The organism is Lentzea sp., assembly GCF_036380075.1.
In the GTDB taxonomy this organism is placed as follows: Bacteria; Actinomycetota; Actinomycetes; order Mycobacteriales; family Pseudonocardiaceae; genus Lentzea.
On the sequence record NZ_DASVFL010000153.1, the window covers coordinates 1 to 9,306 of the forward strand.

At 70.7% G+C, this 9,306-nt stretch carries 8 protein-coding genes and 1 tRNA gene; 5 read left to right on the forward strand and 4 right to left on the reverse strand.

Annotation, left to right across the window (positions count from 1 at the left end; genetic code table 11):
• Window positions 1-840: APC family permease (locus tag VF330_RS18115; protein ID WP_330852793.1), on the forward strand; the 840-nt coding region annotated here is incomplete at its 5' end.
• On the opposite strand, the gene VF330_RS18120 is transcribed toward VF330_RS18115, so the two are convergent.
• Genes VF330_RS18120 through hrpB form a run of 3 tightly spaced genes read right to left on the reverse strand, consistent with a single transcriptional unit; the run spans window position 825 to window position 4,807 of the window.
• Window positions 825-1,427, reverse strand: coding sequence for a hypothetical protein (locus VF330_RS18120; RefSeq protein WP_330852794.1), 603 nt, complete (start codon window positions 1,425-1,427; stop codon window positions 825-827). The genes VF330_RS18115 and VF330_RS18120 overlap by 16 nt on opposite strands.
• Window positions 1,424-2,482, reverse strand: a complete 1,059-nt coding sequence (locus tag VF330_RS18125; protein ID WP_330852795.1) for a nucleotide disphospho-sugar-binding domain-containing protein — start codon at window positions 2,480-2,482, stop codon at window positions 1,424-1,426. Before VF330_RS18125 ends, VF330_RS18120 begins: the two co-directional genes overlap by 4 nt.
• 57 nt (window positions 2,483-2,539) lie before the next feature.
• A complete protein-coding gene (gene hrpB, locus VF330_RS18130) occupies window positions 2,540-4,807 on the reverse strand; it encodes an ATP-dependent helicase HrpB (RefSeq protein WP_330852796.1) in 2,268 nt (755 codons plus the stop codon).
• An 89-nt stretch (window positions 4,808-4,896) separates the two neighbouring features.
• On the opposite strand from hrpB, the gene VF330_RS18135 reads away from it, so the two are divergent.
• Genes VF330_RS18135 through VF330_RS18145 form a run of 3 tightly spaced genes read left to right on the forward strand, consistent with a single transcriptional unit; the run spans window position 4,897 to window position 7,878 of the window.
• Window positions 4,897-5,706, forward strand: coding sequence for a GNAT family N-acetyltransferase (locus VF330_RS18135; RefSeq protein WP_330852797.1), 810 nt, complete (start codon window positions 4,897-4,899; stop codon window positions 5,704-5,706).
• 50 nt (window positions 5,707-5,756) lie between these two features.
• Entirely contained in the window at window positions 5,757-7,043 is a 1,287-nt protein-coding gene (locus VF330_RS18140; protein ID WP_330852798.1) for an MFS transporter, read from the forward strand.
• Between the two features lie 46 nt (window positions 7,044-7,089).
• A complete protein-coding gene (locus VF330_RS18145) occupies window positions 7,090-7,878 on the forward strand; it encodes a DsbA family protein (protein WP_330852799.1) in 789 nt (262 codons plus the stop codon).
• Here the strand turns inward: VF330_RS18145 and VF330_RS18150 are convergent.
• Window positions 7,871-9,109 carry a phenylacetate--CoA ligase gene (locus tag VF330_RS18150; protein WP_330852800.1) on the reverse strand — a complete coding sequence of 413 codons (1,239 nt, stop codon included), beginning with the start codon at window positions 9,107-9,109 and terminating at the stop codon, window positions 7,871-7,873. The genes VF330_RS18145 and VF330_RS18150 overlap by 8 nt on opposite strands.
• A gap of 123 nt (window positions 9,110-9,232) precedes the next feature.
• Between VF330_RS18150 and VF330_RS18155 the strand changes: the two genes are divergently transcribed.
• Window positions 9,233-9,305, forward strand: a tRNA-Ala gene (locus VF330_RS18155).
• The last annotated feature ends 1 nt before the right edge of the window (window position 9,306 follow it).

Consider the following 9,306-nt stretch of genomic DNA (forward strand, 5'->3'; position numbering starts at 1 on the left):
GTCAAGGTCGGCGCGCTGCTGATGTTCTGCGCCGTCGCGTTCAGCGCGTTCAAGGCGGGCAACTTCGCTCCGCTGGTCCCCTTGGGGCTGGCCGGGATGAGCGCGGGCGCGGCCACGTTGTTCTTCTCCTACATCGGGTTCGACGCCGCCTCGACCGCCGGGGAGGAGGCCGAGAACCCGCAGCGCGACCTGCCGCGCGCGATCATCATCTCGCTGGTCGTCGTCACCGCGCTGTACTGCGCGGTCGCGCTGGCCGCCGTCGGTGCGATGCCGTGGCAGACGTTCGAGGGCACGGAGGCCGCGCTGGCCAGGGTCCTCACGGACAACGCGAGCGGCGTGATCTGGCCGGTCCTGCTGTCGATCGGGGCCGTCGTCGCGATCACCTCGGTGGTGCTGACCGTCCTCTACGGACAGACGCGCATCCTGTACGCCATGTCCCGCGACGGCCTGGTGCCGCCGCTCTTCTCGAAGCTCAGCCCGCGCACCGGTGTGCCGTTCGCGAACACGGTCGTGGTCGGCCTGTTCATCGCCGTGCTGGCCGCGCTGGTGCCGCTGGGGGCATTGGCCGACGCGACGAGCATCGGCACGCTGTTCGCGTTCGCGCTGGTCAACATCGCGGTGGTCATCCTGCGCCGCACCGAGCCGGACCGCGAGCGCAGCTTCCGCGTGCCGTTCTCGCCGGTGACGCCGTTGCTGGGACTGGCGTTCTGCGTCTACATGATGTTCAGCCTCGGGCTCGACACGTGGTTCGCGTTCCTCGGCTGGATGGTGCTCGGGTTCGTCCTCTACTTCACCTACGGCGTGCGGAAGGCCCGCCTGCAGGCTCAGGTCAGCGACTGAAGCTCGCGGGCCAGGTTGGCCCGTGCGGCCTCGTCCCACAGCTGCCGCGCGGGCTCGGTCACGTACAGGTCCTCGCGGTCGAGCAGGGTCCTGAGCACCTTCGCCCGGCCCGCGCGCCACGTCGCGTCGTCGTACTGCGAGTACTCCTGGCGCACGGCGGCGCTGTAGCGGTCGTAGTGCTCCGGTTCCGAGCCGAGGATGGCGAGGTCGGCGTCGAGCAGCACGTGCGCCAGCGGGTCGTCGGACGAGTGCGTGATCGTGGCCAGCACCAGCGACTCCACGCGGGCGACGTACTTCTCGTCCAGGCCCGCCAGGCGTTCCCGCGCCCAGGCGGCGGACGCGCGTTCGTCGTCGCCGGGCCTGCTGTCGTAGACCACGTCGTGCGCGCAGGCGGCCAGGGCGAGGACCGCGCGTTCCTCCGTCGTGAACGCGAACGCGTCGGCCAGCGCGGACGAGTCGCGCACGACGCAGACCACGTGGAACGTGTTGTGGTACGAGCGGTGCGGCTCGGCGTAGCGCTCCATCAGATCGCCCGCGTCGGGGGTGCCCCCGAGCGTGCGGACCGCGTCGTCCCAGGTCCGTCTCACCGCGCCAGCTCCTCCTCGACGACGTCCGCGGCGAACGCGCTGCCGCCCGCCCGGTGAATCATGCGCCGCATGTCGTCCACCCGCGCGGAAATCGCGGAATCCGAAGTCAGCTGCTCCACCAACGAGCGCACGCCCGCCACGGTCACCGTGTCGAGCAGCACACCGAGCCCGAGCTCCTCGACGCGCTGGCCGTTGAGCCGCTGGTCGGTCATGTGCGGGACGACGATCAGGGGGACGCCGTGGTGCAGCGCCTCCATGACGCCCGCCAGACCGCCGCGCGTGATGGCCACCCCCGCGTGCCGCAGGACCGCCAGCTGCGGCACGGTCTCGTGCGTCTCGACGTTGGGCGCGGGGCTCAGGACGGTGCCCCTCGTGACGAGGTGCCACGGCATCCCGCGGGCCGCGTCGGCGCAGACCTGCGTGGCCGTCGTCGCGAGCACCACCGGCCGGTCGTCCGGAGGTGTCCACGTGCCTTGGAACGCGCGCTCGGTCAGGGCCGGCCCGGTGAAGGCGTAGCGCTCGTCGAACGTGGCGCCCTCCGGCTGGAACTGCCGGGGGAACAGGGCGATCCGGCGCCGCGCGCCCGCGGTGAACTCCGGCAGCGCGCTGCCGACGAAGCGGTGCACCTCGGTGAAGAACCGGATCGCGTCGGGGCCGAACGTGCGCGCGGGCACCACCTCCGCCGCGAGCGACCAGTGCGCGTTGCTGACCAGGAACGGCTCCAGCACCACGTTCGGCACGCCGAGCCGGTGCGCGAGGACACCGCCCGCCCACGCCGCGACGTCCCACAGCACGATGTCCGGGCGGTCGTCGCGGAAGAGCTCCTCGAGCTGCGGCACCGCCGACTCGGCCTCGGTGAGCGCGAGCTTCGCCGCCTCGAACAGCGACGCGGGCAGGTCGCGCGGAAGCGTTGTGGTGCAGGGGATCGGGGTGGCGCCGCACTCGGTGACCGCCGCGGTGAACGCGTCCGTGGCGGGAACGCTCACGCGGTGGCCGCGGCGCACGAGCTCGGCGACCAGCCCGAGTGCCGGCAGGACGTGTCCGCGCTCGGGCATCAGGAAGACGGCTATGTGCCCCACAGAAGTGTTCAACGTCGGCGGTTCACCGGCGGTTCACCTGCTCCGGTCCCAGGGGCGTTCCGGCCAGTGGTGCTTGGGGTAGCGGCCCTTCAGCTCGCTGCGCACGCGCAGGTAGCCGTTGCGCCAGAACGACCTGAGGTCGCTCGTGACCGCGGTAGGGCGGCCGGCGGGCGAGAGCAGGTGCACCACCACCGGCACTCCGGCGATCTGCGGGGTGTCGGCCCACTTCATGGCGTCCTGGATGCGGACGGAGAGGACGGGCTGGTCCTGCGTGTAGTCGACCTTGCCCTGGCCGATGCGCTCCGGCGCGAGCTTGTCGAGCTCCGCTCCCTCCGGCCACGGCAGCATGCTCCTGAGCAGCGCGGTCGTGTCGATCTTGGCCAGGTCGGAGCGCTTCCTCGCCTTCCCCAGGTCGATCGCGCGGACCACGTGCTCGTCGTCGACGCTCGGCCAGTCGCGCGTCCGGTGCAGGAACGCCATCCGCTCGCGCAGCCGGTTCGCGGTGTCGGTCCACTTCAGCAGGCCCAGGCCGTCGGTCTCCAGACCGAGGCGGAGTGCCTGCTGCGACTTGGCGAGGTCGTTGAGCGGGCGTTCGTCGAGGGTGATCGCGCCCAGCTTGCGGACCTCGTTCGCGATCACGTCGCCGCCCCAGCGGATGTCGTCCTCGGTGTGCACGAGGGCCGCGGCGGCGGTGACGGCGAGCTCCTCGTCGGCGGGGGCGGCGAGGCGGACGCGGCCGTGCTTGCTGCCCGGCTCGCGGTCGGCGATCGCGATCGCGAGCCACTTGTGGTGCGAGTCGGTGTGCTCGACGGCCGTGCCGTTGGCCATCAGGTAGACGCTGCTGTTCTTGGACCGGCGCTTCGCCAGCCGTTCCGGGTAGGCGAGGGCGACGACCAGCGCCGGGTCTCCGCTGCCCGCCGGGTTGGTGCCGAGCTTTTCGAGCTTCCTGGCCTCCTGGCGCCACTTGCCCGGTGTCTTCAGCGCGGTCGCGAGGTCGCTCGTCGACGGGTGCGTGCTGTCGTCGAGCAGCGCCACGACCTCGGCGGCCGTGCGGTTGCCCGCGAGCGCGCTGCCGTCGATGAGGGCGCGGCCGAGCCTCGGGTGCAGGCCGACGTTCGCGATGCGGTCGCGGCGGTCGGGTTCGAGGGCGCCGATGGCGTTCAACGTCTCCTGCCCCGCCTTGAGCGCGCCCTCCGGCGGGGCGTCCCACCAGTTCAGGCCGCTGCCGTCCGGCGTGCCCCACACGGCCAGCTCCAGGGCGAGCCGGGTGAGGTCGGCGGTCTTGATCTCGGGCTCCGGGTAGCGGGGGAGCGTCGAGTGCTCGTGCTCGGGCCAGCAGCGGTAGACGCGGCCCGGTGCCTCACGACCGGCGCGGCCGGCGCGTTGCTCGGCGACGGCCTGGGAGACGCGGATCGTGGCCAGACCGGCGAGACCGCGGCGGTGGTCGACACGCGGCACCCTGGCCAGACCCGCGTCCACGACCGCGCGGACGCCGGGGACGGTGAGGCTGGACTCGGCGATGCTGGTGGCGAGCACGACCCGCTGGTGGTCGCCGTGCCTGAGGGCGGCGTCCTGCGTCTGGGCGCCGAGCTGGCCGTGCAGGACGACCGTCTCGACGTCGAGCATGTTCTTGGTGCGGTTGATCTCCCGCACGCCCGGCAGGAACGCGAGGACGTCGCCGTCCACTTCGGACAGGGCTTTGGTGATGGCCCTGGCGACGGTGTTCTCGATGTGCTCGTTGCGCGCCGGCGGGACGTAGGTGATCTCCGTCGGGAACATCCGCGACTCGCTGTGCAGGACCGGGCCGCCGAGCAGGTCGGAGAGCCGTTGCGCGGCAACGGTCGCGCTCGTCGCGAGGAGCCGCAGGTCCGGGCGCAGGCCCGCCTTGGCGTCCAGGAGCAGCGTGAGGAGCAGGTCGGCGTCGAGGTGGCGTTCGTGGCACTCGTCGAGCAGGACCGTGCCGACGCCCTTGAGCTCCTGGTCGTGCTGGAGCCTGCGGACGAGGAGACCGCTGGTCACCACCTCGATGCGGGTGTGCCTGCTGGTCTTGCGGTCGCCGCGGACCGAGTAGCCCACGGTGTGGCCGACGGGTTCGCCCAGCAGGCTCGCCATGCGCGCGGCGGCGGCACGGGCGGCGATCCGGCGTGGCTCGGCCACCACGACCTTGCCTTCGAGGGCCAGCGGGACGAGCGTCGTCTTGCCGGTTCCCGGCGGGGCGACCAGGACGGCCGCGCCGTGTTCCTGGAGCTGCTCCAGGAGCTGCGGGAGGACGGACTTCACCGGGAGATCGGGCAGGTGCACACCGGTGAGTGTGTCAGGGTTGTCCGGTGGGGACGTTCCCCGCGCACCGGTCGCTCCCGGTGCCCGTGCCCAGTGGAAGGACCGCCGCGGTGGTTGACCCGTTGCGCGACCCGGACGACCCGGAGTTGCTCGACCCCTACCAGTCCCGGTCGCTCGCGATCCTGGTCGAGGGGGCGCGGCTCGCGTCCGGCGCGGTGCGATACGGCAAGGTCGGCAAGGTCGGGTCCGCCGCGGTGGTGGTCAACCGCGAGAACCCGCTGCCGTCCGGCAACTTCGGCTGCGCGCTGGACGGCACGTCGGTCGAGGTCGCGTCCACGCTGCTCCAGCTCGAGCAGACGTTCGCGGATGTCGGACGCGCCGAGGCCGTCGTGTACGCGTCGCCGACGACCGTGGACGAGATCGAGGGCATCGCCGACGACTCCGGCTGGTACGCCGTCGAGGAGCTGCAGACCGTCGTGCACCGCGGTCCCGCCGTCGCGTCCGACGAGGTCAGGCGGGCTGTGGACGCGGACCTGCCGGGCATCGTCGAGCTGTTGTCCGACGAGCTGGTCGGGAACCGGGCGCGGCTGCTGCGGTGGCTCGGGCACCGGCTGGACGACCCGCGCTGCTCGCTGCTGGTGGTCGACGACGGCGACCGGATCGGCGGGTTCGTGTCGTCGTTCGGCGAACGCGGGGTCGGGCTGGTCGAGCAGTGCGTCGTGCGTCCGGCGCGGCGGCGTCGGGGCGTGGGGCGGTCGTTGGTGGTGTCCGCGGTCTCGGTCCTGCGGTCCTCCGGCGCGATGCTGGTCGCGTCGCAGGTGGACGAGGGTCCGGGTGAGCGGTTCGCCGAGGCGTGCGGGTTCGTTGCGGCGTATCCCGTGACTGCTTATGTACGCAGAGTGGATGAGCTGCTCGACTGAGTTACTTAGTTGCCGCGTGACATATCCTTAGCAGGACTAAGGGAGTCTGTGTGCGCGAGCGGTTGCCGGTCGAGGTGTGGGTTCTGGTCGCGGCGAGCTTCATCATCGCCGTGGGGTTCGGGATCGTGGCGCCCGTTCTGCCGGTGTATGCGGCCACGTTCGGTGTGGGCCACACGGCGGTGGCGGCCCTGATCAGCGCGTTCGCGTTCGTCAGGCTGGCGTTCGCGCCGATGAGCGGCCGGCTCGTCAACCGGTTCGGCGAGCCCCGCGTGTACATCGTGGGCATCCTCATCGTCGCTCTCGGCACCGCGATGTGCGGGTTCTCGTCGAGCTACGCCGAGATGCTGTCCTGGCGCGCGCTGGCGGGCGTCGGGTCGACGATGTTCACGGTGGCCGCTCTCGGCCTGCTGATCCGGATCACCCCGGCGCCGATGCGCGGGCGGGCCTCCGGGATGTGGGCGGCGGGCTTCCTCGTCGGCAACATCGCGGGACCGATCGTGGGCGCGGGCCTGGTGCCGTTCGGGCTGTGGGTGCCGTTCGTGTCGTACGGCCTGCTGCTGTGCGTCGCGGCGTTCGTGGTCTGGTACTTCCTCCGCAAGTCAACGTTGACAGCGCTCGACAAGACCAACACCGACGTGCCGATGTCGGTGCGCGAGGCCGTCCGGCACGGCGCGTACCGCGCGGCGCTGGCGTCCGGGTTCGCGAACGGCTGGGCCGTGTTCGGCGTGCGGATCTCGCTGGTGCCGGTGTTCGTCATCGAGGCGCTGGAGCACAGCGCGGCCGTCGCGGGCATCTCCATGTCGGTGTTCGCCGCCGGCAACGCCGCGATGCTGTTCCTGTCCGGCCGGCTCGCCGACACCCGCGGCCGCAAGCCCGTCGCGATCGCCGGTCTGGTCATCAGCGGTCTCGCCACGGTCGGGATGGGCTTCACGGGCGACCTGTGGACGTTCATGGCCGCGTCGTTGATCGCCGGCATGGGTGCCGGTCTGCTGAACCCGCCGCAGAACGCCGTCGTGGCCGACGTCATCGGCCCGCGCGGCAAGGGCGGGCCCGTGCTCGCCGGCTTCCAGATGGTGACCGACCTCGGCGCGATCATCGGCCCGCTGTGCACCGGCCTGCTGGCCGACTCGTTCGGGTTCGAGGCGTCGTTCGCCGTCACCGGGGCCGCGCTGCTGCTGTCGCTCGGCTTCTGGTTCGTCTCGCCCGAGACCCTGCCCACACATGAGGAAGAGCACACGGCCGTCGCCGTCGCTCCCGAGTGCGGCCGCCTCGACGAAAGCGCCGAGATCCCCACCGGGGAACGGGTCGGCGGCAAACCGCGCCACCCGGAAGCGTGATCGGCCGCTCAGCTTCCTATCAGTCTGGGTCGCTACCCTCGTGGCCGTGGGTGGAGCAGAGCGCAGTGCGCGGAAGAAGAAGCAGGCCGCGCTTGCGGTGGCCCAGGCCAGGGGCGCGAGCGGCGGTTCGGACAGGACGAAGGTCATCGCCGGTGTCGCCGTCGTGGCCGTGCTGGCCATCGCGGTGATCGGGTACGTGGTCTTCCAGTCGAACTCGTCCTCGACGTCCACGTCGGACGCCATCCCGCTGGCCCCGGCCGACCACACGATCTCGGCGCCCGCGGTCCGCGACGGCAGCACCGTGCTGGTGGGCAAGGACACCGCGACCGTGACCGTCGACGTGTACGAGGACTTCCTCTGCCCGATCTGCGGCACCTTCGAGAAGACCTACGGCACCGACATCAAGAACGCGGTCGACGACGGCAAGGTCAAGATCCGTTACCACGTCCTGCCGATGCTGAACCGCCTGTCGAACCCCGAGGGCTACTCGACCGAGTCGGCCAACGCCGCGCTGTGCGTCGCCGACGACGGCAAGTTCAACGCCTACCACGCCGCGCTGTTCGCCAAGCAGCCCGAGGAGGGCGACGCCGGCTACACCAAGGACCAGCTCATCAAGCTGGGCAAGGAAGTCGGCGTCACGTCCGCCACGTTCGAGTCGTGCGTGCAGAACCAGACCTACAAGTCGCAGCTGGACGAGCTGATGACGAAGACCAGCAACGACCCGGTCCTCAAGGACGCCGAGACCGGTCGCTTCCGCGGCACGCCGAGTGTCGCCGCGAACGGCAAGCTCGTCGACCTCGACAACAAGAACTGGCTTTCCGACCTGACTAGGTGAGTCCGTCGATCGGCGCCTGGCCCTGGGTCCACCGGGCCAGGCGCTGTGCTTTCCCGACCTCCGTGCGCGGCAGCTTTCCCGGCTCGAGCACGTGCACCCGGCACGTGATGCCGAGGCGTTCCCTGAGCTTCCCGGTGAGCTGCTCCTCGACGTCCTGAGTGGACTCGACTGCCACGTGCAACTGCGCCGTGGTGGTGCGGCGGTCCTCGACGATCAGGTAGTGCGGGCTCGCGTGCTCCAGCACGACGGCCTCGATCTCCGTCGGGAACACGTTGACGCCGCGGATGACGAGCATGTCGTCCTTGCGCCCCTTGAGCTTGCTCATCCTGCGCAGCGTGCGCTGCCCCGCCGGCTCGTGCAGCGTCGCCACGTCACCCGTGCGGTAGCGCAGCAGCGGCATGCCGGTCTTGGTGAGCGTGGTGAAGACGAGCTCGCCGTCGAGCGTCTCCGGGAAGAAGTGGTCCTCGGCGATGTTGAGAAGTCCTTCGGAGTCAAGGGACTCGCACGCCACACCCGGCCCGATGACCTCCGACAGCCCGTAGATGTCCAACGCCCTGATGCCGAGGCGTCGTTCGATCTCCTGCCGCATCTCCTCGGTCCACGGCTCGGCACCGAACACGCCGACCTTGATGCTCGTGTCCTGGAGGTCGTCCGCGAGCCGCAACGCGTACGACGGCGTGCAGCACAACACGTCCGGCTTGAGGTCGTTGATGAGCCGCACCTGCCGCTCGGTCATGCCACCGGACATGGGGATGACCGTGGCGCCGAGCTCCAGGCCGCCGTGGTGCACCCCGAGCCCGCCCGTGAAAAGCCCGTAGCCGTACGCGTTGTGGATGATCGAGCTCTTGGTCGCCCCCGCGCCCTTCAGCGCCCTGGCCATGACCTGGGACCAGATCGCGACGTCGTTCGCGGTGTACGGGATGAGCGTCGGCCGCCCGCCCGTGCCCGACGAGCCATGGACGCAGACGACGTCCCCCTGCGGCGCCAGCTGCAGGCCGAACGGGTAGTGGTCCCACAGGTCCTGCTTGGTGATCGTGGGCAGCAGGTGGATCTCGTCGAGACGCACGTCTGTGCCGCGCGTCACTCCGATTTCCCTCAGCCGAGCGCCCTGGAGGTTGTCGGTCTGCAGGAGGCGGTCGACCAGGTGCCGGAGGCGCTGTTCCTGCAGCTCGCGGCGGGCGTCGGGGTCCATGCGCTCGACCTTCGGGTCGAACGGCTCTGCGGCGGTCATCACCCGGTCCTACCAGCCCGAATGCGGTTTGGATACCCCCGATTTTTATCTTGTGGCACAGGTGATGTACGGTATTGCCACACGAGATCGAGAGGGAAACCTCCCGGGAACGTGGACCTTCAAGGGGCTGTGGCGCAGCTGGTAGCGCATCACACTGGCAGTGTGAGGGTCAGGGGTTCGAGTCCCCTCAGCTCCAC